This is a genomic window from Stutzerimonas stutzeri (assembly GCF_024448715.1).
In the GTDB taxonomy this organism is placed as follows: Bacteria; Pseudomonadota; Gammaproteobacteria; order Pseudomonadales; family Pseudomonadaceae; genus Stutzerimonas; species Stutzerimonas stutzeri_AR.
The window spans coordinates 402057-424754 of record NZ_JAMOHZ010000003.1 but is presented as its reverse complement, the minus strand read 5'-3'; the positions used below and the strand labels follow the sequence as shown (position 1 = coordinate 424754).

The window sequence follows — 22698 nt, the reverse complement described above, 5'->3', positions numbered from 1 at the left end:
GAATCTCGAAACGTCGGTAGGCGCGCAGCAGCGCGCTTCGATAAGTTCAGTCGTTGCGCGCGCCGCCGTAATAGGCGCAGCCACGCAGGGTCTGGTCGTCAAGGCGTAATTCGGCAGTCAGGTGGCTGACCGTGCCTGTGGCGGTGTCAACGCAGCGTTGCGGGGCAACCCATAGATTGAGTCGCTGATTGTTGGCTTCGCTGCTGAAACTGGTTTGGCCGCTGGGTAGCTGCTCCTCGAGATAGGGAACGGCCAACGGTGGTTGGCCAAGGCGTTCGAGCAGCATGCCCTGGCTGGTGACATGCAGATCCCAGTCCGGCTCATGGCCGCCAGCCCGCAGCATCAGTTGTTTGAAATCGGGCGCGCTGCATCCCGGTCCTTCGCCCTGCAATCGATAGACTTGGCTCAGCTGCAACTGGCCAGTGCCGTCAGGGCGCGAAATCAGACTGCCGCGTACGTCTGCGAACAATGGCTGGCCACCGTCCGCCAGAAGCGCCTGCGCATCGTCTGGCAAGCCTGTCGTGCCGGCATCGAGCAGTTCCAGGCTTCGCCGGCCTTGGCAAGTGTGCAGCAGTAGCTTGCCATCGGCCTGTGTGATTTCTCCCTGCAGTCGCTCGGTCGGCGGCGCCGGAGGCTCATCGTTCCATGACAGCGACTGACAACCAGCAAAGAGCGGTAGCAGGATAAGCAACAGGGCACGGGGAGAGGTCATGGATGGACTCGATGTAACGGCAGGCGGTCTGCGCCAGCAAGCTGGCGCAGGGATCAATTACCTTTAACGGCTTTGCCGTTGACGGTGCCCTCTTCGAGCATGATCTGATACTCCTTGCCGTCCTTTTCAATCTGATGCAGGCGCACCAGCAGGTAATCCCAGTCGGTGGCGAACCAGAGTATGGTCTGGCGCTTGCTCTGCGTCGGGTCGCGCACTCGCTCGACCTTGATCGCATCGACCTGGCCGGCTTTGGTGCTGACTTTCTCTTCGCCGAGCACACGGAAATCATAGGTTTCGATCTCATCACCGTCGACGACCTGATAACTCATGCTCTTCTCGCCAGCCGCCACAGCTTCCTGCAGAGCGATCTGATAGGTGGATTTGTCCAGCAGGCCGCGGTTGAGCGGCAGCTTGACAGGGTCGCCTCGATCTTCACCCACGACCTGTTTAGCGGCCCAGTCGAAGTCGTGCTTGATCGTCTTGCCTTTACCAAGCCCGCTGCGCTTGAGACGGTAGCTCTGCGGCATGAAGGTGTCGCCTTCGACGCTGAAGGTGCTGCGCTCATTGAAACTGGCAACCAGCATGGAGGCTTCGAAATCCAGCCGCCAAGTGTCGTCGCCGAGTTTTTCCAGGCTGCGCTGTGCGGTGCCGCTGACAGGTACCTGTTTCCAGTCAGCGGTGTAGCTGGCAGAGAAGGGCTTGAGCTCCAGGGCATGAACCGGCAAGGCCAGTACGGCAAGAGCGAGCAGCAAGGCGCAGCGCATAATTTCTCCTAGATTCGTAGCAGATGGCCGGTAGCCGGCAATGGAATGTCATCCAGCATCGCGCCTTGCTCGGCGAGGCGCAAGCGACCTTCAGCAAACCAGCGAACAGCCAGCGGGTAGATGATGTGCTCGGCCGCATGAACCCGGCCGGTCAGCGCATCGATGCTTTCATCAGGTTCGATGATGAAGGCGGCTTGTATTGCAACGGGGCCACCATCGAGCTCTTCAGTGACGAAATGTACGCTGCAGCCGTGCTCACGGTCACCCGCTTCGAGGGCGCGACGGTGGGTGTCTAGCCCTTTGTATTTCGGCAGAAGAGACGGATGGATGTTGAGCAGGCGGCTTTGGTAATGGCGAACGAAGCCCGATGTAAGGATGCGCATGAAGCCGGCCAGTACCACCAGTTGCGGCTCGTGCGTGTCGATGATTTCCATCAGCGCCGCATCGAAGGCCTCACGGTCGGTGAAATCCTTGTGCCGTACAACGTGGGTGGCAATGCCGGCTGCTTGGGCGCGCTGCAGACCCAGCGCTTCGGGGCGATTCGAGATCACCGCGCAGATACGCGCCGGGTTGTCTTCGCCGAGGCTGTCGATCAAGGCCTGCAGGTTGCTACCGGACCCTGAGATCAGTACCACGACATTGCAGGGTGCGCTCATCAGTGGCTTTTCAGGTTGTTCAGCAAGACGCGTTCGGCGCCCTCGCCAGCCGATGCGATTTCGCCGATGATCCAGGGCGTCTCGCCGGAGCTGCGCAGGTTTGCGAGAACCGCCTCGACCTGGTCCTGCGCGACGCAGATGACCATCCCGACGCCACAGTTGAGTACACGGTGCATCTCGTGCTCATCGACGTTGCCTTGCTGTTGCAGCCAGTCGAATACGGCTGGACGTTGCCAGCTGGCAGCGTCAAGGACAGCCTGGCTACCTTCGGGGAGCACACGCGGGATGTTGTCCAGCAGGCCGCCGCCGGTGATGTGTGCCATGGCCTTGACCGCGCCAGTGTCCTTGATCAATTTGAGCAGCGGCTTGACGTAGATACGCGTCGGCGCCATCAGCAGTTCGGTGAGCGGCTTGCCGTCGAGCTGGATGTTGTCAATATCGGCACCGGCGACTTCGATGATCTTGCGGATCAGCGAATAGCCATTGGAATGCGGGCCGGAGGAGGGCAGCGCGATCAGTGCATCGCCAGCGGTAACCTTTGAGCCATCGATGATTTCGCTCTTTTCCACCACGCCGACGCAGAAACCGGCGAGATCGTAATCTTCGCCCTCATACATGCCGGGCATTTCGGCGGTCTCGCCACCGACCAGCGAGCAGCCGGCCAGTTCGCAGCCGGCGCCAATGCCGGTGACCACAGTGGCGGCGATGTCGACATTGAGTTTGCCGGTGGCGTAGTAATCGAGGAAGAACAGCGGCTCGGCACCGCAAACGACCAGATCGTTGACGCACATGGCGACGAGGTCCTGGCCGATGCTGTCATGCTGGTTCAAATTCAGCGCCAGGCGCAGCTTGGTGCCGACGCCGTCGGTGCCGGAGACCAATACAGGCTGTTTGTAACCAGCAGGGATTTCGCAGAGCGCGCCGAAGCCGCCCAGGCCGCCCATAACTTCAGGACGTGCGGTGCGTTTGGCTACGCCCTTGATGCGTTCGACCAACGCTTCGCCTGCATCGATGTCGACACCGGCGTCCTTGTAGCTGATGGAAGGTTGCTTGCTCATAGAAAATCCGGACCTGTGAGGAGAGTGCGGGGCGACCGGGTCGGAACGAGGCTGTTGTCTCGACGCGGCTAGGACGCCGGACCGGTCTGGAAAGCGCGAGATTTTATCAGGCTTGCCGCAGAGCGGCCATCCCGCGCGATCTCGCTGGGCATGCTTGCAAAAAACTACGTGGACTTTGATTTCGCCGCTCAACTCACATGTGTGGCGGTTGCCCCGATTCAGACGCCTGTTTAAGGTATAACGCTTGATTCACCATGGCCCAACCCGGTCGTCACCGCGCGACCGGAAGGCTTCCCATGACTGGCCAGCCAGCGAGTACTTTCATGCGTCTTATTCCCCACTTTTTGGCTCTCTGCTGCGCGATCGTTGCCGTCCCAGGCATGGCTGCACCTCTCAGCGATCTGTATCAGGTACGTGAACCGGTTACCAGCCAGCAGCCGGCAGAGCGTGAAGAGGCATTGCGCAAGGCCTTCGACACGCTGGTACTGCGCCTGACGGGTAACGCCGAGACGGATCAGGCGGCCGTTGCGCAATTGCGTAAGGATCCGCAACAGCTGATAGGTCGGTACTCTTACGAAGACAATGCAGTGGTGGTGAATTTTGATCCGATCACTACCGAGCGCGTTCTGCGATCCGCCGGTCTGTCACTGTGGGGTGCGGACCGTCCGAGCATTCTGACCTGGTGGCTGGGAGAGTCGCCTAACGGCTCGCAGCTCGTCGGTGATGCCCAAGAAGGTTCCGTCGATTTGCAAGCGGCTGCCCAACATCGGGGTTTGCCGTTGCGTCTGCCGCTCGCCGATCTAAGCGAGCAGCTCGCGGCCACTGCCGAGACGGTCGCGGCCAAGGATCCGCAGGCGCTCCGCGAGGTGTCCGAACGTTACGATGCAGATGGGTTGTTGGCCGTGGTAGCCAGGCAATCTGGTGAAACCTGGGAAGCAAGCTGGCAGCTCTGGCTCGGCGACCTGCAAACGAAAGGCAAGGCGAGCGGCGACAGCCGGGCGGCGTTGGCCGATGCCGTGATGCTGGCTGTCAGCAAATTCCTCGCCCCGCAATACCGCGTCGCGCCTGGTGAGACATCGGAGATTACGCTTGAGGTGTTGGGCGCCGATATCGAGCGGTTTGCTGAGCTGGATCGCCTGCTCGAACCTTTCGGCGCGCGTCTGCAGCGTGTCGAAAGCGATCGGCTGGTGTATCGCCTCAATGCCAGTCCCGAGCAACTCCGCGCGCAGCTGGCACTGGCACGCCTGCAGGAGGTGCCTGCCGATGAAAACGAGGCGCAGCCGCTTGATGCTGCGGCACCGCTTGAGCAGCCGGGTCAACCTGCTGCCGAACAGCCACCGCAGGCGGATAAGGGCAAGGTATTGCGCTACCGCTGGTAACGGTGAAGCCGGGGGCGCTTGCCCAGTGTGCACGGCGCACTGAATTTGAACCTCGCAGCGCTCAACTTATCCCTTTCGCCTGCAGCCGTCCTACAGCCTGCGAATCATCCTGGAGCAAGGCGTCTTGAACATGACCATCACTCATACCAACCGCTGGCTATGGCTGGCGGCGTTATTGCTGCTCGGCTGGTTGATCTATCAGCTCTCGCCAATCCTTTCGCCATTTTTAGTGGGCATCCTGCTGGCCTACCTGGGCGATCCACTGGTTGATCGGCTGGAACGCTGGAAACTCTCCCGGACCTGGGGCGTGATTGTGGTTTTCGCGCTATTCATCCTGCTGTGCCTGTTGCTACTACTGGTGCTGGTGCCGATGCTTGGCAAGCAATTGATGCATCTTTATCAGTTGGCGCCTCAGGGAATCGACTGGCTGCAGATGACTGCGCTGCCCTGGATGCAGATGCAGTTTGGTCTCGACGAGGATTTTTGGCGCTTCGATCAGCTCAAGAGCGCTTTTTCCGCCAATCTCGGCAGCACCAAGGATGTGGTAGCGGTGATCCTCAGCCAGGCGACGGCGTCGAGCATCGCCTTGCTGGCCTGGCTGGCCAATCTGCTGCTGGTTCCGGTGGTTTGCTTCTATCTACTACGCGATTGGGATCTGATCATGACCAAGTTGCGGGCGCTGTTGCCGCGGCGGCGCGAGGAGACCGTCATGGCGTTGATGCGCGAGTGTCATGAAGTCATCGGTGCGTTTCTGCGCGGACAGCTATTGGTAATGCTGGCGCTGGCGGTGGTCTATTCCGTCGGCCTGATGCTGGTCGGCGTCGAGCTGGGATTGTTGATTGGGGTGTTGGCTGGTCTCGCCAGCATCGTGCCTTACATGGGATTCGTGGTCGGTATCGCTGCGGCGATTATCGCAGTGCTGTTTCAGTTTGGCCTGGAGCTCTATCCATTGCTGGGCGTCGCTGCCGTGTTCACTGTCGGTCAGATGCTAGAGGGTATGCTGCTGACTCCGCTATTGGTGGGCGATCGGATCGGTCTGCATCCGGTCGCGGTGATTTTTGCGGTGCTGGCGGGTGGGCAATTGTTCGGTTTTACCGGCGTATTGCTGGCATTACCGGTAGCGGCCGTGATCATGGTTCTGCTGCGTCACGTGCATGATCTCTATAAACTCTCCGACCTTTACGCAGAATCCCCGATCGTCGTGGACGAATCATCCAGCCAAACATGAAACCCGTTCAGCTCCCCTTGGGCATTCGTCTTCGCGACGATGCCACCTTCGCCAATTACTATCCGGGTGCCAACGCTGCCGCGCTGGGCTATGTCGAGCGCGTATGTTCGCCTGATGCTGGTTGGGCAGACGAGCTGATCTATCTCTGGGGCAATACCGGCGTCGGACGCAGCCACCTGTTGCAAGCCGCCTGTTTGCGGGTCGAGCAGCGAGGTGAACTGGCGGTATATCTGCCGCTCTCCGAGATCGCCGAATATGGGCCGGCGCTGCTGGACAACCTGGAACAGAGTGAGCTGGTGTGCCTGGACGATCTGGATGCGGTGGCGGGCGATCAGGTGTGGGAAGAGGCGCTTTTCCATTTGTTCAACCGGCTGCGTGACAGTGGTCGGCGTCTATTGCTCGCCGCCGGTGCTTCGCCGCGAGAGATTGCGGTGCAGTTGCCGGATCTCAAATCGCGCTTGAGCCTTTCGCTGGTTTTTCAACTACAGGAACTGTCCGACGAAGACAAGCTGCGTGCGCTTCAGCTTCGCGCTTCGCGACGCGGCCTGAGCCTGCCGGATGACGTTGGTCGCTTCATTCTCACGCGTGGCGCGCGCAGCATGAGCGCGCTGTTCGAATTGCTCGACAGGCTCGACCAGGCGTCGCTACAGGCGCAGCGTAAGCTGACCATTCCCTTTCTCAAGGAAACCCTCGGCTGGTAGCGATCCGGTTGCCGAGCGCAACCGAACGCTGAGCCGGTGGGCTGAAGCCCACCCTACGGAATGGTGAAGGGCTTTGTAGGGTGGGCCGGGCGGCGCTCCGCTTCAGTCCACTCTGAAGGTGGTGTGTTGAGGGACCTTTGTAGGGTGGGCTTTAGCCCACCAATACCTGAGGAGGCGGTTCCGTTCGCTCGGGGCGGTTTCCTCGAATCCAAGCCTCTGGAACTCAGTGCTAAGCCTTGCTGCGCTCCTTGGCTGCGTCAGCTCTCACCCATTGCTTTGCGTTCGTATTGATAAGCCCAGCGGGTGTAGAGCAGGGCGCTGATAAACAGCGTCAGGCTGATGATCGCTTCCAGCCAGCCGTAAATCATCCGAGTCGGGTTGATTGCGGCGAGCACGCCCTGGATGAAGTACAGATTAACGATGAAGCAGGTCCAGGCGTGGGCGCGCGGACTGCCGGAAATCATTCCTGGAGCGACTAACAAAAGCGGAATCAGCTGGATGCTGATCACCACCCAGGTGCGTGCACCGTGCAAATCGGCGAACGCCAGGTTCCAAATGGCCAGCAGGGCGGCCAGGCCGATGAAGCTAGCCAGACTGACCGCTCGGCTGAACTTCACACGTGGTGTCAGCCATTCCAGCGACGGTAACGGTTTGGGCTTTCTAGCCACGGGCATTCTCCAAGCGCTTGGCGGTTTGCGCGAGGCGTAGGCCCAATGCGCGGCAGAGGTTTATCTCGTGTTCGTCCAGTAGACGCTTACCGTCTGCGCCAGCGTGATGGCTGGGACCGTAGGGGGTACCGCCGCCTCGGGTTTCCAGCAATGCGTTCTCACTGTATGGCAGGCCGAGTACCAGCATACCGTGGTGCAACAGAGGCAACAGCATGGACAACAGTGTGGTTTCCTGGCCGCCGTGTAAGCTTGCTGTCGAGGTAAATACGCCGGCGGGCTTGCCCACCAACTCTCCGGTCAGCCAGAGGCCGCTGGTGCCGTCGAGGAAGTACTTCAGCGGAGCGGCCATGTTGCCGAAGCGGGTCGGGCTGCCAAGCGCTAGGCCGGAGCAGTTCTTCAAGTCGTCGAGCGTCGCATAGATCGCACCTTGCTCCGGAATCGCCGGTGCTACGGCTTCGCATTCCGTAGAGATTGCCGGGACGGTACGTAGCCGCGCTTCGTAACCGGCCTGCTCGACACCACGGGCGATCTGCCGAGCCATTTCTGCAGTGGCGCCGTGGCGGCTGTAATACAGCACCAGGATGTACGGAGCGCTCATGGCAGTATCTCCAGCACCTTCTCTGGTGGCCGACCTATTATCGCCACATCGCCGACGACCAAGATTGGCCGCTCGATTAGCCGTGGGTGAGCGACCATCGCATCGATGATGGTTGCGTCGGTGACGGCTGGGTCGGCCAGATTGAGAGTCTTGTATTCGTCCTCACCGCTACGCAGCAACTGCCGCGGGCTGATGCCCAGGCGGGCCAGGATTTTTTTGAGCTCGACAGCTGAAGGCGGTGTTTCCAGATAACGAACAACGGTGGGCTTGAGCCCGCGCGCTTCGAGCAGCTCCAGGGCGCTGCGTGATTTCGAGCAGCGTGGATTGTGATAAAGGGTCAATTCGGTCATTTGTGGTTGCTTCGCGCCAGTGTAGGTGGCCATTCTAACCTTCAATACAGCGAGGCCTGAAACGCTGGTCGCGAGCGGCTGTCAGCAGCAGGTAGGCTTCGATTGCGCAAGCCTGCCGAATCAGCGAGTAGCCGGCAAAAGTGATTCGTCACCGAGGGGATGGAATGCAGCAACGGATCAACGATTTCATGGAGTTCGGCCGTTTCCTGGTGCAGCGCTTCCTGGCGGACCGCGGCCCACACAGCGCAGCTGCATTGACGTACACCACCCTGTTCGCGGTGGTGCCGATGATGACGGTCACTTTCGCCATGCTCTCGGCGATCCCTGCTTTTCAGGGCGTTGGCGAGCAGATCCAGATGTATATCTTCAGCAACTTCATTCCCTCTACTGGCGCAACCATTCAGCAATATCTGGTCGCCTTTACCGATCAGGCAAGGCAGCTGACCTGGTTCGGTGTAGGTTTTTTGATGGCAACGGCGCTGATGATGTTGCTGACCATCGAGAAAGCCTTCAACGTTATCTGGCGGGTGCGACAGCCACGCCGCGGCATGTCGAGCTTCCTGTTGTACTGGGCAATCCTCAGTCTCGGTCCGCTGCTGCTGGGCGCGGGTTTTGCCATGAGTACCTATATCACCTCGCTGTCGCTGATTTCCGGTCCTCATGCATTGTTAGGTGTACGCACCGTGCTCAAGGCGATGCCGCTGGTGCTCAGTATCGCTGCGTTTACGCTGATCTACGCCGCAGTGCCCAACACTCGTGTGCCCCTGCGTCATGCGTTTGTTGGTGGCGTCTTTACCGCGGTTCTGTTCGAGGCGGCCAAGCAGCTGTTCGGTTTGTATGTGAGTTATTTTCCCAGCTACCAGCTGATTTATGGGGCCTTTGCGGCTGTGCCGCTGTTTCTGCTCTGGGTTTATCTTTCCTGGATGATCGTGCTGTTCGGTGCGGAGCTTGTGTGCGGCTTGTCTTCCTCGCAGCAGTGGCGGCGTCGATCGGTTCCGCGTTTGCTAGTGATGCTCGGATTGCTGCGAGTACTCTACGAAAGTCACCAGGCGGGTCGCGAAGTGCGTCTGCGTGATGCACATCGAAGCGGCTGGCAACTGCCAGAGGATGAGTGGGACGAGATATTTGAGTTCTTCGAGCGGGAGCAACTTGTTTGCAGGACTGGATCATCCGGTTGGGTGTTGTGTCGTGATCTGAATCACTACAGCTTCGACCGGCTGTTGCGTCATAACCCTTGGCCGCTTTCGGGAATGCAGGCGCTGCCAGAGCATCTTGATGAGCCCTGGTATCCAACGCTGCGCCAGTCGTTGGAGCTGTTGCAGCGGGAGCAGGCGAGTCTGTTCGGTGGCAGTGTCGCTGATTGGCTTCAGGCGCGGCGGGTATAAACAAGGACTATTGCAAGGAACCCAAGATGATTAAGCGACCCATGGGATTTCTCAGTCTGCTCGCCTGCCTCGCACTGGCTGGCTGTGCTGAAGATTGGGGGCCAGATCAACACGGCGCAGAGGTGACTGCGCAACAGCTCGAGGGTCAGTGGCTGTTAATCAACTATTGGGCGGAGTGGTGCGGCCCATGCCGCACCGAGATTCCTGAGCTCAATACCTTGGACGAGTCGAGGAGTGACATCACTGTGCTTGGAGTGAACTTCGATGGACTTCAGGGAAGTGAATTGAACGCAGCGGCTGAGGATCTAGGCATACGCTTCCGAGTGCTCAGTACGGATCCTGCCGATCGTCTGGAGCTGCCGCGTAGCGCAGTGCTGCCGGTGACTTATATCGTCGATGAAGCCGGTACGGTGCGCCAGAGTCTGGTTGGCGAGCAGACGGCTGAGGGTCTTTTGGCCCGTCTGGAACAGCTGCGGCAGGAGAATTAGGCGCAGTTCTAATGCCGATGCGACATGCATCGGCCTTTTGCTGATATCAGGGTTTTACGTACCAGAAGTCTTGCCAGAAACCTATGACCTTGGCCGGGTAATGATTCTTGCCGAGGCTGCCGTTATAGCGAGCAAGGGCGCGATTAAGGTCGCCGTTTTCTTTCTTCAGGTAATAACTGAGGATGGTGCAGCCGTAACGCAGGTTGGTCGCGTTGTCGGTAAGGTTGTCCTGCGGACGCCCGAGCTCGGCTTTCCAGAAGGGCATCACTTGCATCATGCCCTGTGCGCCGACGCTGGAAATGGCGAAACGATCGAAATGACTTTCGGCATGAATAAGCGCCAGGACTATGTCAGGCTTCAATCCCGCTTTGCTGGCTTCCTGATGGACCAGTCGCAGCAAAGTCAACCGCTCCCGCGGGTCGGGCATGTAGCGCTTGAGACGAGTCGACATGTCCAGCAGCCAGACCTCGGCCTCGAAACGGTCCTGAAAGCTCCCGGCCTCTGCCACCGTGCGCTGCATCAGCTCGCGCAGTTCGGGCTCGGGGGCTTGACGCATGTTCGCTGCGGCCGGCCAGGCTATGACCAGTACCAGCAAATACAGATAGCGCAAAGACGCCACGATGGATCAGCCGTCTTCGCCCGGATCGTTGGCTTGACGTCCGGCATCCTGCATCAGGCTGCGTAGAAATTCCTGCTGCAAATCGGGATCGTTGCGCGTCAGTTCGACCAAACTCTGCTCCAGTTCGCTGGCTTCCTCTTCCAATCCCAATTCCGAGAGCCGCTTGACGCGATACACCCACCGGCTCACGTCGTCACCTTCGAGATCGTCGAAAATCAGGTCATGGGCTTCGAGAAGCTTGCCGCGCAAGCTGCGACTGACCAGCAGCGAGGCATCGGCGCGGGTAGCATCCTGTGAATCTTCGACCTGCAGGTGTAGCTTGCCGACCTGGCTGATGTCCTGATCGGAGAACGGACCATCAAGAAGATTCAGACGCAGCACACCGTTTCGATCAGTGCTCAGTTCGTGAATTTCCGTGCCCGCTGTGACCAATACAGGACGTTCAGCCCAGGGCAGGCTGGAATACTCCAGTCGTTCGTCCCGGCGTTGCTCATCGAGGCTGGCAAGATTCTGCTGCGAGCGCCCATTGGACTCGACGTTGATGAAGGGATTGAGGCCGGAAAACCCGTAGCTGATCCATCCGCGCGTGGCGCTTTCCGGCAGGTTGCCGAGCAACACCACGTTAAGCACGTTGGCGCCTGTCCCGGCGACCACCGCGACGGCGCCCAGTGGTATTTCGTATAACTCTCGCCATGCCTGGTAAGGCGTGTAACGGTCGTAGCGGCGAGTCACTTCGAAATCGGTGACTTCGTACGTTTTCTGGTCGAGCACACGAATGCGCCTTTGCGGTAGCTCGAGTAGCGGCTCGCCCACCTCGATACGCAGGCTGTGATCAAGCAGCTTACGTTCGGTGCGGGCTTCTTGTTCGCTACGTTGGGGCAACTGATTGGCGCAGCCGGTTAGAAAAAGCGCCACGCAAAACGTGGCGCAGGCTGGAATACTTCGGTTGAGCATGATTTCCGTCAGCGATTGGCGCGCGAATTGATGAACTCGAGGATGTCGGCAGCGGGCACGGCTTGGCTCTGTGCATCGCGACGATGTTTGTATTCCAGGGTGCCATCGGCAAGTCCGCGATCACCCACGACGATGCGATGAGGAATGCCTACCAACTCCATATCAGCAAATTTGACGCCCGGGCTGGTCTTCTTGTCACGGTCATCGAGTAAAACGTCGTAGCCGGCGGCGGTAAGTTCGGCATAAAGCCTGTCTGTCGCTTCGCGGACTGCTTCGTTCTCATACTTCATCGGCACCAGAGCGATCTGGAAGGGCGCCAGGGCGTCCGGCCATAAGATGCCGCGATCGTCATAGTTCTGTTCGATAGCCGCAGCAACCACGCGCGATACACCGATGCCGTAGCAGCCCATGGCCAGCGTTACCGGCTTGCCGTTTTCGCCCATGACGCTGCAGTTCATTGCCTCGCTGTATTTGGTGCCCAGCTGGAAAATGTGGCCGACCTCGATGCCACGCTTGATCACCAATGTGCCGACACCGTCGGGGCTGGGGTCGCCAGCGACGACGTTGCGCAGGTCGGCAATCTCCGGCAGCGGCAGATCGCGCTCCCAGTTGAGGCCGAAGTAATGCTTGTCGTCCTGATTGGCGCCGGCGGCGAAATCGCTCATGAGTGCAACCGAGCGATCAATGACGCAGCTAATCGGCAGATTCAAAGGGCCCAGCGAGCCGGGGCCCGCTCCGATCGCCGCACGAATTTCAGCATCGGTCGCGAACTCCAATGGGCTCACTACCTGCGCTAGATTTGCCGCCTTGATCTCGTTGAGCTCATGGTCGCCACGGACGACCAGCGCAACCAACTGACCTTCTGTGCCATGCACCACCAACGTCTTGACCGTTTTCTCGATCGGCAGATCGAACTGCTCGACGAGCTCGGCGATGGTCTTGGCCTTCGGCGTGTCGACGAGGCGCAGCTCTTCGCTGGCAGCGCCACGCTCGGTCTCGCGCGGGATAGCTTCGGCCTTCTCGATATTGGCGGCGTAATCGGAGCTATCGCTGAAGGCGATATCGTCTTCACCGGACTCGGCCAGAACATGAAACTCATGAGAGCCCGTGCCACCGATTGATCCGGTGTCCGCCTGCACGGGACGGAAATTCAGCCCAAGGCGGCTGAAAATATTGCAGTACGCCTGATGCATGCGGTCATAGGTCTCTTGCAATGACTGCTGGTCCGCATGAAAGGAATAAGCGTCTTTCATCAGGAATTCCCGACCACGCATCAGGCCGAAACGAGGGCGGATTTCGTCACGGAATTTGGTTTGAATCTGGTAGAAGTTGATCGGCAGTTGTTTGTAGCTATTGAGCTCGTTACGTGCCAAGTCGGTGATGACTTCTTCGTGCGTCGGGCCCACGCAGAACTCTCGGTCGTGGCGATCCTTCAGGCGCAGCAGCTCGGGGCCGTATTGCACCCAGCGGCCGGATTCCTGCCAGAGTTCGGCGGGCTGAATGGCGGGCATCAACACTTCCAGAGCGCCGGCCTTGTTCATTTCCTCGCGCACGATTGCCTCGGCCTTGCGCAGAGCACGAAGCCCCATCGGCATCCAGGTGTAGAGGCCGGATGCTAGCTTGCGAATCATTCCGGCACGCAGCATCAACTGGTGACTAATGACTACCGCATCGGAAGGCGTTTCTTTGAGAGTCGAGAGCAGGAACTGACTGGTGCGCATGTGGCCGTTATGTCCTTGCAGAGCGGAGAATTTGGCTCGGCATTGTACGGCGGCGTTACGGTGCCGTACAGAATCGATCGGATGCCAACGCATGCTTAGAACGAAGAAGCCCGGCGAGTGCCGGGCTTCCTGTTTTGCATGAGTTACGAGCCGATTATCTGTATTACAGAATGCTCAGCGGGTACTCAACGATCAGGCGCAGATCGGTTAGATCAGTACCGTTGACAGGTGCATAGTCGGTGTCAGACCAGTACATGGCGTGGCGGACGCGAAGCGACAAGTCTTTGGCTGCACCTTCTTGAACGACGTACTTCGCTTCGACGTTCCATTCGCGCTCCTCGCCTTCACCGGTAGGAGTGCTGATGTCGTAACCGCTCAGGTAGCGGGTCATGAAGCTTAGGCCTGGAGCGCCGAAGCTGGACATGTCGATGTCGTAACGCACCTGCCAGGACTTCTCGTCTTCGCCGTTGAAGTCGGAGTACTGGACGGAGTTGCCTAGCCATACGGTAGCGCCACCATCGACACCGTAGGCGTAGCCGACACCATTAAATCCACCATGGGACTGCTGATAGCCAGCGGTGAACTTATGCGCACCGATTCCGTAGGTGCCCGCCAAGCTCCAAATAGTGTTGTCTTCGTCGCTACCAGTTCCAGTAAATTCCGACTCGTACTCGGTTTGGTAAATATTGAAATCAAAGGCTAGCGACTGATCCGCACCCAGCCCCATGTTGTAGTTAGCGTTGCCGTAGTACTTCTGGAACGCATCTTCCACATCGGAGTAATACAGGGAAGTACTGAGACTGTCGCTGAATGCGTATGTACCGCCGATGAGGTTGAGCTCGTTCAGGCCTACGGAGTCATGAGCCGTATTTTCCTTGCCGCTAAGCGCGGTGAAGCGGCCAACGTTCAGTTCAAGCCCTTCGATTTCGCTGCTGGTGATTAAACCACCACGTGCAGTTTCTGGTAGCAAGCGGGCGTCGTCGGTAGAAAATACCGGCAGCGCTACAAACTGCGTGCCGTATTTCAAGACAGTGTTGGACATGCGGAACTTGACTGCTGCACCGGCTTCAGAATAGTCATCTTCAGCCTGGTTTTCCGCGTTGGTCGGGAATATCCCGTTGCCAGCGCGGCCTCGGCCTGTGTCGAGTTTCACGCCCAGCAGGCCAATCGCATCGACACCTACACCAATAGTACCCTGGGTAAAACCGGACTCGAAGGTGCCGATAAAGCCGTGGCCCCACTCTTCGCGATAGCTTTGGCCGTTCTCGGTAGCTGTACCGCCGTTGCCGTTATCACGGAAATCACGATTCATATACAGGTTGCGGTTGAAGATGGTCAGGCTGCTGCCTTCGACAAAACCTTCAGATTCGGACTGGCTGGAAGCCAGAGCCATTTGCGACGTGCCGGCCGCGACGGCCATTGCGATTACGCTCCACCTCATCACTTTCATAGTGATTGCTCCTTTGGTTTCAAATTGGTGCTTGCTTTCCTGCGTGCGCCGGAAAGAGGCATCTTTATTTTCGGTATACAAGCTCAATTCAATCCTTGTTTGCCTCGCCGGTCGAAACCTGCAGCAAGACCAGGAAAGTATTTTCCGAGAATTACTGTGTAGCTGGGGAAACTAGCGACAGCAAGCTTAACCCAGCTATTTCGGTTTTTCTTCCCCCTGTTTTATGGCGTTTCTGCCATTAAGCAATAACCGTGCACATAATCGAAAAGTTGTTTTTTGCCGCTATTCACGCTCTCGTTGAGCCTGCTGCGCGCTGAAGCTGGGCTGCGACGGTTTGATGATGCGCCCTTTTGGTGCGCCAATGCCTGCTGTTGGGTGAGACGCGTTGGAGTATTCTTGGTTGAGCGATGAGACGCGGCCTCGGTGCTGCCATGATTTTGAAATGATGAGTAGGAGGGCCGTTATGTTCGTTCTCGATTCCCGCCTTGAGCAGGACACCTTGCGGCTGGGTGATTTTCCACTGTGTCGACTGCTATTGATGAACGATGCCAACTACCCCTGGTTCATTCTGGTGCCGCGCCGTGAAGAGGTCAGTGAGCTATTTCAACTGGATTCTACGGATCAGCAGGCACTATGGCGAGAGGCCACTGCACTGGCTGAGACGCTGAAGGACACCTTCGGTGCCGACAAGATGAATGTCGCGACCCTCGGCAATGTAGTAAGTCAGCTGCACGTCCATGTAATCGCGCGGCGTCGAGACGATGCAGCCTGGCCGGCTCCTGTCTGGGGTTGCCATCCCGCCAATCCTTACAGTGACGCGCAGGTCGCTGCAATCAGGCAAAAGCTGTCGCTCGTGCTCACAGATAATTTTCGTTTCGCGGAGTAGCACAATGGAGTTGGAGCATCGCATCACCGATCTTGAGGCGCGTCTGGCTTTTCAGGACGATACGATTCAGACACTGAACGATGTGTTGGTTACTCAACAGCGTGCTGTCGAGCGGCTGCAGGCGCAGTTGGGAATGCTCGCCAGGCGGCAGGAGGACATGCAGACCAGGATTGGTGGTGAGGAGGATGAAGCACCTCCGCCGCACTATTGATAGGTGCGGCGAAAGCGGATAAGCGTGAGAGCCGTTTGCGCTGGCGGTCAGTAGCTCGCTTGGGTTGCGACTACGTCTTCGGCTTGCAACCCCTTGTCACGCATCATGATGGTGAATTCGACTCGCTGGCCTTCCACCAGAACGCGGTGGCCTTCGCCTCGAATTGCCCGAAAATGGACGAAGATGTCGTCGCCGCTGTCTCGGGAAATAAAGCCAAAACCTTTGGACGTGTTAAACCACTTGACCGTCCCTGTCTCGCGCCCGGCGGAGGGTGCTGCGGCACGGGTATTCTGACTTTTGCGAACGTTCGAGGATGGATTACGGCCGGCTGCGGGTTCATTCCGTGACTGCGCTATAGCCAGATGCAGCAGTACGGCGATGAAGGCGAGCATCAGACTGGCGAGCGTAGCGGGCTGGTTGGCAATCGCGGTGATCGGAGTCAGCAGTATTGCCGCCTGAATCGCGACCGCAGCAATTAGCAGTATGGATACGCCCAACAGAACCGGGCGGGACCGCTCATCGAAGTTCCGTTGTGTCGATGAGGCGAACTGAACATTCAGAAGGCCTAGCAAGAGCAGGCACAAGGCATCGGGTTGCAACAGAAGCGGCAATCCGCCGTTGAGGCTGGGTACGAGTGACAACACCAGGGCAATAACGCCCGTTAATACATGGGTAATCTTAAGCATTCTCATGACTCACAGTTAAATAGCACGACAGAAAAGCGGTAGGTGTTGGGCAAATGTGAAAGCGCGAGCGTGGTGGAAGCGACTGCTCGTATTAGATGGTGCCCAGCCTACGGCGCGCGTATTTAACAGCAAAGCAAGGCGCCGCTCAAATTGCGTGCTCGGTAGGGTTGGAAGGGATGTGAGGAGGGATGGTTGATAAAAAATTCATTGCCGAGTCATGACGGACTCTGATGATGCCCAGAGCGGTCGACCCTGCGATAGCCCTGGGATAAAGCCGATTCGACGCTTGGTATCAAGCAGCCAGCAAGCTGCGCAACATCCAAGCGGTCTTTTCATGAATCTGCATGCGCTGGGTCAGGAGATCGGCGGTGGGTTCGTCACTCACTTTTTCCAGCAGGGGAAAGATACCGCGGGCAGTACGAACGACTGCTTCCTGTCCTTCGACCAAGAGCTTAATCATCTCGTCGGCGGACGGAATGCCGTCCTGCTCCTTGATCGAGGATAGTTTTGCGTAGGCCGCATATGTGCCGGGTGCCGGAAAGCCCAGAGCGCGAATACGTTCTGCGATATCGTCCACAGCGACGGCAAGCTCGGTGTATTGGGTCTCAAACATCGTATGCAGGGTGTTGAACATCGGCCCCGTCACGTTCCAATGGAAATTGTGCGTCTTGAGGTACAGCGTATAGGTATCGGCCAGCAGGCGGGACAAGCCTTCGGCGATAGCGGCGCGGTCCTGTTCGGCAATTCCAATGTCGATATCCATAGTTATCTCCTGTTTGATGAGTCATTGCAGTTATGCCAGAAAATGAGCACGAGCGGTAAGTGGAGCGCCATCGCTCATGACGATCTGTTCGTTCGAAGCCGCGAGAAGTATTGGGTTCAACTTCATTGGCTATGGATTCGATTGATCAAGCCTATCGGCAGCGGCTGCGTCCAGGCAATTATGCAGATATAATCCCGCGCTTGTGCCGGGCGGCTCGTTTGCCGTACGGGTAGAGCCGCGCTCTGATGCCGGTTGCTCACCTGTCAGTGCTGATGAGATCAATCTTCAGGCTGAGCGTTACTAAGCGCCGTCTGCCAGTCGCGAATCGAGCGACCCAACGAATTTCCAAGATACGAGAAGCGAACCCCACCATGATGCGCAGCCACTATTGCGGCCAGTTGAACGAAAGCCTGGACGGCCAGGAAATCACTCTTTGCGGTTGGGTCCATCGCCGCCGCGACCACGGCGGGGTCATTTTCCTCGACGTGCGTGATCGTGAAGGCATGGCCCAAGTGGTGTTCGATCCCGACCGCGCCGAGACGTTTTCAGCCGCCGACCGGGTGCGCAGCGAGTACGTCGTGAAGATCACCGGCAAGGTCCGCCTGCGCCCTGAAGGCGCGCGCAATCCGAACATGGCGTCCGGCGCCATCGAAGTGCTGGGTTATGAGCTGGAAGTGCTGAACGAGGCAGAAACCCCGCCGTTCCCGCTCAACGAATACAGCGATGTGGGCGAAGAAACCCGCCTGCGCTATCGCTTCATCGACCTGCGTCGCCCGGAAATGGCCGAGAAGCTCAAGCTGCGCTCGAGCATCACCACCAGCATTCGTCGCTATCTTGATGAGAACGGTTTTCTCGATGTGGAAACGCCGATCCTGACCCGCGCCACGCCCGAAGGCGCTCGCGACTACCTGGTGCCCAGTCGCACCCATCCCGGCAGTTTCTTCGCCCTGCCGCAGTCGCCCCAGCTGTTCAAGCAACTGCTGATGGTGGCCGGCTTCGATCGCTACTATCAGATCGCCAAATGCTTCCGCGACGAAGACCTGCGGGCCGACCGTCAGCCGGAATTCACCCAGATCGACATCGAGACCAGCTTCCTCGATGAATCCGACATCATCGGCATCACCGAAGGCATGGTGCGCAAGCTATTCAAGGAAGTGCTGGGCGTCGAGTTCGGCGAGTTTCCGCACATGCCGTTCGAAGAAGCCATGCGTCGCTACGGTTCGGACAAACCGGATCTGCGCATTCCGCTGGAGCTGGTCGACGTGGAAGACCAGCTCAAGGATGTCGAATTCAAGGTGTTCGCCGGCCCGGCCAATGATCCCAAGTGCCGCGTGGCCGCGCTGCGCGTGCCGGGCGGGGCGAGCATGCCGCGCAAGCAGATCGACGACTACACCAAGTTCGTCGGCATTTACGGCGCCAAGGGCCTGGCCTATATCAAGGTCAACGAGCGCACCAAGGGCGTCGAAGGCCTGCAATCGCCCATCGTCAAGAACATCCCCGAAGCCAACCTCAATGCGATCCTCGATCGCGTGGGTGCGGTCGATGGCGACATCGTCTTCTTCGGCGCGGACAAGGCCAAGGTCGTTTCCGAGGCTCTGGGCGCGCTGCGTATCAAGCTGGGTCACGACCTCAATCTGTTAACCTGCGAATGGGCGCCGATGTGGGTCGTCGACTTCCCGATGTTCGAGGAAAACGACGACGGTTCGCTGTCTGCGCTGCACCATCCCTTCACTGCACCCAAGTGCAGCCCTGAAGAGCTGGAAGCCAATCCGGGCGCGGCGCTGTCGCGTGCCTACGACATGGTGCTCAACGGCACCGAGCTGGGCGGCGGTTCTATCCGTATCCACCGCAAGGACATGCAGCAGACCGTTTTCCGCATTTTGGGTATCGACGAGGCGGAGCAAAACGAGAAGTTCGGCTTCCTGCTCGATGCGCTGAAGTATGGTGCGCCGCCGCACGGCGGTCTGGCCTTTGGTCTGGACCGCTTGGTGATGCTGATGACTGGCGCGCAGTCGATCCGCGAAGTGATCGCCTTCCCGAAAACCCAGAGCGCGGCGGACGTCATGACCCAGGCGCCGGGTGCGGTGGATGCCAAGGCCCTGCGCGAGTTACATATTCGCCTGCGCGAGCAACCTAAAGCCGAATAACCGCAGAGTCGGAGCCCAGGGAAACCTGGGCTTCTGCGTTACAGCAAGAAGAAAGTTGATCAGAAAGGGAGGCAGTTAATGGCTGGTCATTCCAAATGGGCCAACATCAAGCACCGCAAGGGGCGCCAGGACGCCAAGCGCGGCAAGATTTTCACCAAGCTCATTCGCGAGCTGACTGTCGCCGCCAAAAGTGGCGCAATTCCGGCGGATAACCCGCGCCTGCGCCTGGCGGTGGACAAGGCGCTGGTCGCCAACATGTCGCGTGACGTGATCGACCGCGCCATCGCTCGCGGCGCCGGCAATAACGAGGCTGACAATGTCGTCGAACTGAGCTACGAAGGTTACGCGCCCAGTGGCGTGGCCATCATCGTCGAAGCTATGACCGACAACCGCAACCGCACCGCGGCCGAAGTGCGTCATGCCTTCAGCAAGCACGGCGGCAACCTGGGCACCGATGGCTCGGTCGCCTACATGTTCGATCGCAAAGGTCAGATCAGCTTTGCCGCGGGCGTGGACGAGGATGCGCTGATGGAGGCTGCGCTGGAAGCCGGTGCCGATGATGTGGAAATGGGCGAGGACGGCTCGGCGCTGGTTTCCACCAGCTTTGCCGATTTCCATGCCGTCAACGAGGCGCTGAGCGCCGCTGGCTTCAAGGGCGAGGAGGCGGAAATCGCCATGATCCCCTCGATTGCCGCACCGCTCGCCGATTTGGAAACCGCGCAGAAGGTGCTGCGTCTGATCGATGCGCTGGAAGATCTGGACGACGTGCAGAACGTCTATCACAACGCCGAGATTCCAGATGAGATTATGGAGCAGCTGGACTGATTCGTTGCGCAGCGGTCAGAAGCCGGAAGCTGCCCTCGGTACTTCCGACTTTTTGTTGATTTGGTCATGGCGTCTGGTTATGTCGCTGGTCGTCGCGTAACCGGCTCCTTATACTGGTGCCTGGATAAATAGACAGTATGGCGGTTGCATGACGCTTATCCTGGGCATCGACCCCGGTTCACGAATTACCGGCTACGGCGTAGTGCGGGATAATGGTCGCAACTGCGAATATGTAGCGTCCGGTTGTATTCGCACCGGCAGCGGTGAACTCTCAGAGCGCCTGCAGGCGGTATTCACTGGCGTTAGCGAAGTGATTCGTCTGCACGGTCCGGTAACCATGGGTATCGAGCAGGTATTCATGGCGCGCAATGCGGACTCCGCGCTCAAGCTGGGGCAGGCTCGTGGCGCCGCGATCGTAGCCGCCGCGGAGCAGGGTCTGGAGATTGCCGAGTACACCGCCACGCAGGTTAAGCAGGCGATTGCGGGAACCGGAGGGGCCGACAAGCAGCAGGTGCAGATGATGGTGATGCACTTGTTGAAATTGACCCAGAAGCCGCAGATCGACGCATCCGACGCCCTGGCGATCGCGCTGTGCCATGCGCACCACCGCCAGAGCCTGATTCCACATGGCCTGGCCGGTGCTAAGCGAAGAGGCGGGCGCCTGCGGCTGTAATTCATCGTCCCGGCGCTGCGTCGGGGTATAGAACAATACGACCCGCCCAAAAGTCGTCGGTCGAACGAGGACGCATCAATGATTGGACGCTTGCGCGGCACCCTGACAGAAAAGCAGCCCCCTTATCTGATTCTGGATGTTAATGGCGTTGGCTATGAAGTCGAGGTGCCCATGACCACCTTGTATCGCCTGCCTTCGATAGGTGAGCCGGTTACGCTTCACACTCATCTCGTGGTGCGCGAAGACGCACATCTGTTGTACGGTTTTGCTGAAAAGCGCGACCGTGAACTGTTTCGTGAGTTGATTCGGCTCAACGGCGTAGGGCCGAAACTGGCGCTGGCGCTTATGTCGGGGCTTGAGGTGGATGAGCTGGTGCGCTGCGTCCAGGCGCAGGATACCTCGGTATTGGTGAAAATTCCCGGTGTGGGCAAGAAAACCGCCGAGCGTTTGCTGGTTGAACTCAAGGATCGTTTCAAAGCCTGGGAAACCATGCCATCCATCGCGACCTTGGTGGTGGAACCCCGCGGATCTGTGGCAGTCTCAAGCGCCGAGAACGACGCAGTCAGCGCACTGATCTCGCTCGGTTTCAAGCCGCAAGAGGCCAGCCGTGCCGTATCCGCAGTACAGGAAGATGATTTGAGCAGTGAAGACCTGATCCGCCGTGCACTCAAGGGAATGGTCTAGTGATCGAAGCTGATCGCCTGATTACCGCCACCGGTCGCGACCGCGAAGAGCAATTCGATCGTGCTATCCGTCCGCTGAGTCTGGCCGACTATATTGGTCAACCGGTCGTTCGCGAGCAAATGGACCTGTTCATCCGCGCCGCGCGTGGGCGCAGCGAAGCGCTCGATCACACCTTGATCTTCGGTCCGCCGGGGCTCGGCAAGACTACGTTGGCCAATATCATCGCGCAGGAAATGGGCGTCTCGATCAAGAGTACGTCGGGGCCGGTGCTCGAGCGCCCTGGCGATCTCGCAGCGTTGCTGACCAACCTGGAAGAGGGTGACGTTCTATTCGTGGACGAGATCCACCGGTTGTCTCCCATCGTCGAAGAAGTGTTGTATCCGGCGATGGAGGATTTCCAGCTAGACATCATGATCGGCGAAGGCCCAGCTGCGCGTTCAATCAAACTCGATCTGCCGCCGTTCACTCTGGTCGGCGCGACGACGCGGGCCGGTATGCTGACCAATCCACTGCGTGATCGTTTCGGTATCGTGCAGCGATTGGAGTTCTACTCCACTCCGGACCTGGCGACAATCGTCAGCCGGTCAGCAGGGATCCTTGGGCTGGCTGTCGAGGCCGAAGGTGCTTTCGAAATCGCTCGTCGTGCCCGCGGCACGCCGCGCATCGCCAACCGACTGCTACGTCGGGTGCGGGATTTTGCTCAGGTTCGTGGTAACGGCGAAATCACCCGGAGTACAGCCGATCTCGCGCTGAACATGCTCGACGTAGACGAGCGCGGTTTGGATCACCAAGACCGACGGTTGTTGCTGACAATGATCGAAAAATTCGATGGTGGGCCAGTCGGCGTCGATAACCTGGCTGCCGCGATAAGCGAAGAGCGCCACACTATCGAAGACGTACTCGAGCCCTATCTGATCCAACAGGGCTACATCATGCGCACGCCGCGTGGGCGGGTGGTCACTCGCCATGCCTATCTGCATTTCGGTCTGAACCTGCCGAAACGCATGGGCGATTCGCCAGTAGCCGACCTGTTCAGCGGCGACACAGAGTGACAAAAATTTTGTTCTTACACCTGATTGGCATTTGCAGGGC

At 58.8% G+C, this 22698-nt stretch carries 25 protein-coding genes; 12 read left to right on the top strand and 13 right to left on the bottom strand.

What is annotated here, in order from left to right; all coding sequences use genetic code 11:
* Positions 1 to 46: 46 nt before the first annotated feature.
* From NAV33_RS08815 to purM, 4 genes are read right to left on the bottom strand one after another with little or no spacing between them, the layout of a single operon-like run.
* Positions 47 to 712 carry a COG3650 family protein gene (locus tag NAV33_RS08815; protein WP_255978998.1) on the bottom strand — a complete coding sequence of 222 codons (666 nt, stop codon included), beginning with the start codon at positions 710 to 712 and terminating at the stop codon, positions 47 to 49.
* 53 nt (positions 713 to 765) lie between these two features.
* Positions 766 to 1476 carry a DUF3108 domain-containing protein gene (locus NAV33_RS08810; RefSeq protein WP_255978996.1) on the bottom strand — a complete coding sequence of 237 codons (711 nt, stop codon included), beginning with the start codon at positions 1474 to 1476 and terminating at the stop codon, positions 766 to 768.
* Positions 1477 to 1484: 8 nt separating this feature from the next.
* Complete coding sequence (gene purN, locus NAV33_RS08805) at positions 1485 to 2132, bottom strand: phosphoribosylglycinamide formyltransferase (protein WP_255978994.1); 648 nt, start codon at positions 2130 to 2132, stop codon at positions 1485 to 1487.
* Positions 2132 to 3190, bottom strand: a complete 1059-nt coding sequence (gene purM, locus NAV33_RS08800) for a phosphoribosylformylglycinamidine cyclo-ligase (protein ID WP_255978992.1) — start codon at positions 3188 to 3190, stop codon at positions 2132 to 2134. Before purM ends, purN begins: the two co-directional genes overlap by 1 nt.
* A 323-nt stretch (positions 3191 to 3513) precedes the next feature.
* Here purM and NAV33_RS08795 point away from each other — a divergent pair, with 323 nt between their 5' ends.
* The 3 genes from NAV33_RS08795 (at position 3514) to hda (ending at position 6498) form a co-directional block, all read left to right on the top strand.
* A complete protein-coding gene (locus NAV33_RS08795; RefSeq protein WP_255978990.1) occupies positions 3514 to 4569 on the top strand; it encodes a DUF2066 domain-containing protein in 1056 nt (351 codons plus the stop codon).
* A gap of 130 nt (positions 4570 to 4699) precedes the next feature.
* Positions 4700 to 5797: an AI-2E family transporter gene (locus tag NAV33_RS08790; protein WP_255978989.1), complete on the top strand. Its 1098-nt coding sequence runs from the start codon at positions 4700 to 4702 to the stop codon at positions 5795 to 5797.
* Positions 5794 to 6498 carry a DnaA regulatory inactivator Hda gene (gene hda / locus NAV33_RS08785; protein ID WP_255978988.1) on the top strand — a complete coding sequence of 235 codons (705 nt, stop codon included), beginning with the start codon at positions 5794 to 5796 and terminating at the stop codon, positions 6496 to 6498. The genes NAV33_RS08790 and hda overlap by 4 nt, the downstream gene beginning before the upstream one ends.
* Before the next feature lie 257 nt (positions 6499 to 6755).
* On the opposite strand, the gene NAV33_RS08780 is transcribed toward hda, so the two are convergent.
* The 3 genes from NAV33_RS08780 to arsC are packed head-to-tail and all read right to left on the bottom strand — an operon-like array spanning position 6756 to position 8114.
* A complete protein-coding gene (locus NAV33_RS08780) occupies positions 6756 to 7166 on the bottom strand; it encodes a DUF2069 domain-containing protein (protein WP_255978986.1) in 411 nt (136 codons plus the stop codon).
* On the bottom strand, positions 7159 to 7764 hold the full coding sequence (gene wrbA, locus NAV33_RS08775; RefSeq protein ID WP_255978984.1) for an NAD(P)H:quinone oxidoreductase: 606 nt from the start codon (positions 7762 to 7764) through the stop codon (positions 7159 to 7161). Before wrbA ends, NAV33_RS08780 begins: the two co-directional genes overlap by 8 nt.
* Positions 7761 to 8114: an arsenate reductase (glutaredoxin) gene (gene arsC / locus NAV33_RS08770; RefSeq protein WP_255978982.1), complete on the bottom strand. Its 354-nt coding sequence runs from the start codon at positions 8112 to 8114 to the stop codon at positions 7761 to 7763. The genes wrbA and arsC overlap by 4 nt, the downstream gene beginning before the upstream one ends.
* Before the next feature lie 164 nt (positions 8115 to 8278).
* On the opposite strand from arsC, the gene NAV33_RS08765 reads away from it, so the two are divergent.
* Positions 8279 to 9499: a virulence factor BrkB family protein gene (locus NAV33_RS08765; protein WP_255978980.1), complete on the top strand. Its 1221-nt coding sequence runs from the start codon at positions 8279 to 8281 to the stop codon at positions 9497 to 9499.
* A 26-nt stretch (positions 9500 to 9525) separates the two neighbouring features.
* Entirely contained in the window at positions 9526 to 9987 is a 462-nt protein-coding gene (locus tag NAV33_RS08760) for a TlpA family protein disulfide reductase (RefSeq protein ID WP_255978978.1), read from the top strand.
* A gap of 46 nt (positions 9988 to 10033) precedes the next feature.
* Here the strand turns inward: NAV33_RS08760 and NAV33_RS08755 are convergent, their stop codons facing one another.
* From NAV33_RS08755 to NAV33_RS08740, 4 genes are all read right to left on the bottom strand, one after another.
* Positions 10034 to 10543 (bottom strand): lytic transglycosylase domain-containing protein, encoded by a 510-nt coding sequence (locus NAV33_RS08755; protein WP_255978976.1) that lies wholly within the window; start codon positions 10541 to 10543, stop codon positions 10034 to 10036.
* A 69-nt stretch (positions 10544 to 10612) separates the two neighbouring features.
* The gene (locus tag NAV33_RS08750) at positions 10613 to 11560 is read right to left on the bottom strand and encodes a hypothetical protein (protein WP_255978974.1); all 948 of its coding nucleotides are present in this window, start codon (positions 11558 to 11560) and stop codon (positions 10613 to 10615) included.
* 8 nt (positions 11561 to 11568) lie between these two features.
* The gene (locus NAV33_RS08745; RefSeq protein WP_255978972.1) at positions 11569 to 13281 is read right to left on the bottom strand and encodes a proline--tRNA ligase; all 1713 of its coding nucleotides are present in this window, start codon (positions 13279 to 13281) and stop codon (positions 11569 to 11571) included.
* 163 nt (positions 13282 to 13444) lie between these two features.
* Positions 13445 to 14731, bottom strand: a complete 1287-nt coding sequence (locus NAV33_RS08740) for an OprD family porin (RefSeq protein WP_255979329.1) — start codon at positions 14729 to 14731, stop codon at positions 13445 to 13447.
* A gap of 463 nt (positions 14732 to 15194) precedes the next feature.
* Between NAV33_RS08740 and NAV33_RS08735 the strand changes: the two genes are divergently transcribed.
* Together NAV33_RS08735 and NAV33_RS08730 are read left to right on the top strand one after the other, a co-directional pair.
* Positions 15195 to 15617 carry an HIT family protein gene (locus NAV33_RS08735; RefSeq protein WP_255978970.1) on the top strand — a complete coding sequence of 141 codons (423 nt, stop codon included), beginning with the start codon at positions 15195 to 15197 and terminating at the stop codon, positions 15615 to 15617.
* Between the two features lie 4 nt (positions 15618 to 15621).
* The gene (locus NAV33_RS08730) at positions 15622 to 15828 is read left to right on the top strand and encodes a SlyX family protein (RefSeq protein WP_255978968.1); all 207 of its coding nucleotides are present in this window, start codon (positions 15622 to 15624) and stop codon (positions 15826 to 15828) included.
* Between the two features lie 47 nt (positions 15829 to 15875).
* On the opposite strand, the gene NAV33_RS21420 is transcribed toward NAV33_RS08730, so the two are convergent.
* The gene (locus tag NAV33_RS21420; protein ID WP_272887273.1) at positions 15876 to 16514 is read right to left on the bottom strand and encodes a cold-shock protein; all 639 of its coding nucleotides are present in this window, start codon (positions 16512 to 16514) and stop codon (positions 15876 to 15878) included.
* Positions 16515 to 16806: 292 nt separating this feature from the next.
* Positions 16807 to 17277 carry a Dps family protein gene (locus NAV33_RS08720; protein WP_255978966.1) on the bottom strand — a complete coding sequence of 157 codons (471 nt, stop codon included), beginning with the start codon at positions 17275 to 17277 and terminating at the stop codon, positions 16807 to 16809.
* A 371-nt stretch (positions 17278 to 17648) separates the two neighbouring features.
* Between NAV33_RS08720 and aspS the strand changes: the two genes are divergently transcribed.
* From aspS to ruvB, 5 genes are all read left to right on the top strand, one after another.
* The gene (gene aspS / locus NAV33_RS08715) at positions 17649 to 19424 is read left to right on the top strand and encodes an aspartate--tRNA ligase (protein ID WP_255978964.1); all 1776 of its coding nucleotides are present in this window, start codon (positions 17649 to 17651) and stop codon (positions 19422 to 19424) included.
* Between the two features lie 78 nt (positions 19425 to 19502).
* Positions 19503 to 20249: a YebC/PmpR family DNA-binding transcriptional regulator gene (locus tag NAV33_RS08710; protein ID WP_255978962.1), complete on the top strand. Its 747-nt coding sequence runs from the start codon at positions 19503 to 19505 to the stop codon at positions 20247 to 20249.
* Positions 20250 to 20397: 148 nt separating this feature from the next.
* On the top strand, positions 20398 to 20922 hold the full coding sequence (gene ruvC / locus NAV33_RS08705) for a crossover junction endodeoxyribonuclease RuvC (protein WP_255978960.1): 525 nt from the start codon (positions 20398 to 20400) through the stop codon (positions 20920 to 20922).
* A gap of 78 nt (positions 20923 to 21000) precedes the next feature.
* Positions 21001 to 21606 (top strand): Holliday junction branch migration protein RuvA, encoded by a 606-nt coding sequence (gene ruvA, locus NAV33_RS08700; RefSeq protein WP_255978958.1) that lies wholly within the window; start codon positions 21001 to 21003, stop codon positions 21604 to 21606.
* Positions 21606 to 22658, top strand: a complete 1053-nt coding sequence (gene ruvB, locus NAV33_RS08695; protein WP_255978956.1) for a Holliday junction branch migration DNA helicase RuvB — start codon at positions 21606 to 21608, stop codon at positions 22656 to 22658. Before ruvA ends, ruvB begins: the two co-directional genes overlap by 1 nt.
* Positions 22659 to 22698 lie beyond the last annotated feature (40 nt).

What these genes read in the sequence shown, in the direction of transcription:
- NAV33_RS08815 (WP_255978998.1), bottom strand. Translation starts at nt 712, where the DNA reads ATGACCTCTCCCCGTGCCCTGTTGCTTATCCTGCTACCGCTCTTTGCT.
- NAV33_RS08810 (WP_255978996.1), bottom strand. Translation starts at nt 1,476, where the DNA reads ATGCGCTGCGCCTTGCTGCTCGCTCTTGCCGTACTGGCCTTGCCGGTT.
- purN (WP_255978994.1), bottom strand. Translation starts at nt 2,132, where the DNA reads ATGAGCGCACCCTGCAATGTCGTGGTACTGATCTCAGGGTCCGGTAGC.
- purM (WP_255978992.1), bottom strand. Translation starts at nt 3,190, where the DNA reads ATGAGCAAGCAACCTTCCATCAGCTACAAGGACGCCGGTGTCGACATC.
- NAV33_RS08795 (WP_255978990.1), top strand. Translation starts at nt 3,514, where the DNA reads ATGCGTCTTATTCCCCACTTTTTGGCTCTCTGCTGCGCGATCGTTGCC.
- NAV33_RS08790 (WP_255978989.1), top strand. Translation starts at nt 4,700, where the DNA reads ATGACCATCACTCATACCAACCGCTGGCTATGGCTGGCGGCGTTATTG.
- hda (WP_255978988.1), top strand. Translation starts at nt 5,794, where the DNA reads ATGAAACCCGTTCAGCTCCCCTTGGGCATTCGTCTTCGCGACGATGCC.
- wrbA (WP_255978984.1), bottom strand. Translation starts at nt 7,764, where the DNA reads ATGAGCGCTCCGTACATCCTGGTGCTGTATTACAGCCGCCACGGCGCC.
- arsC (WP_255978982.1), bottom strand. Translation starts at nt 8,114, where the DNA reads ATGACCGAATTGACCCTTTATCACAATCCACGCTGCTCGAAATCACGC.
- NAV33_RS08765 (WP_255978980.1), top strand. Translation starts at nt 8,279, where the DNA reads ATGCAGCAACGGATCAACGATTTCATGGAGTTCGGCCGTTTCCTGGTG.
- NAV33_RS08760 (WP_255978978.1), top strand. Translation starts at nt 9,526, where the DNA reads ATGATTAAGCGACCCATGGGATTTCTCAGTCTGCTCGCCTGCCTCGCA.
- NAV33_RS08755 (WP_255978976.1), bottom strand. Translation starts at nt 10,543, where the DNA reads ATGCGTCAAGCCCCCGAGCCCGAACTGCGCGAGCTGATGCAGCGCACG.
- NAV33_RS08750 (WP_255978974.1), bottom strand. Translation starts at nt 11,560, where the DNA reads ATGCTCAACCGAAGTATTCCAGCCTGCGCCACGTTTTGCGTGGCGCTT.
- NAV33_RS08745 (WP_255978972.1), bottom strand. Translation starts at nt 13,281, where the DNA reads ATGCGCACCAGTCAGTTCCTGCTCTCGACTCTCAAAGAAACGCCTTCC.
- NAV33_RS08740 (WP_255979329.1), bottom strand. Translation starts at nt 14,731, where the DNA reads ATGAAAGTGATGAGGTGGAGCGTAATCGCAATGGCCGTCGCGGCCGGC.
- NAV33_RS08735 (WP_255978970.1), top strand. Translation starts at nt 15,195, where the DNA reads ATGTTCGTTCTCGATTCCCGCCTTGAGCAGGACACCTTGCGGCTGGGT.
- NAV33_RS08730 (WP_255978968.1), top strand. Translation starts at nt 15,622, where the DNA reads ATGGAGTTGGAGCATCGCATCACCGATCTTGAGGCGCGTCTGGCTTTT.
- NAV33_RS21420 (WP_272887273.1), bottom strand. Translation starts at nt 16,514, where the DNA reads ATGCTTAAGATTACCCATGTATTAACGGGCGTTATTGCCCTGGTGTTG.
- NAV33_RS08720 (WP_255978966.1), bottom strand. Translation starts at nt 17,277, where the DNA reads ATGGATATCGACATTGGAATTGCCGAACAGGACCGCGCCGCTATCGCC.
- aspS (WP_255978964.1), top strand. Translation starts at nt 17,649, where the DNA reads ATGATGCGCAGCCACTATTGCGGCCAGTTGAACGAAAGCCTGGACGGC.
- NAV33_RS08710 (WP_255978962.1), top strand. Translation starts at nt 19,503, where the DNA reads ATGGCTGGTCATTCCAAATGGGCCAACATCAAGCACCGCAAGGGGCGC.
- ruvC (WP_255978960.1), top strand. Translation starts at nt 20,398, where the DNA reads ATGACGCTTATCCTGGGCATCGACCCCGGTTCACGAATTACCGGCTAC.
- ruvA (WP_255978958.1), top strand. Translation starts at nt 21,001, where the DNA reads ATGATTGGACGCTTGCGCGGCACCCTGACAGAAAAGCAGCCCCCTTAT.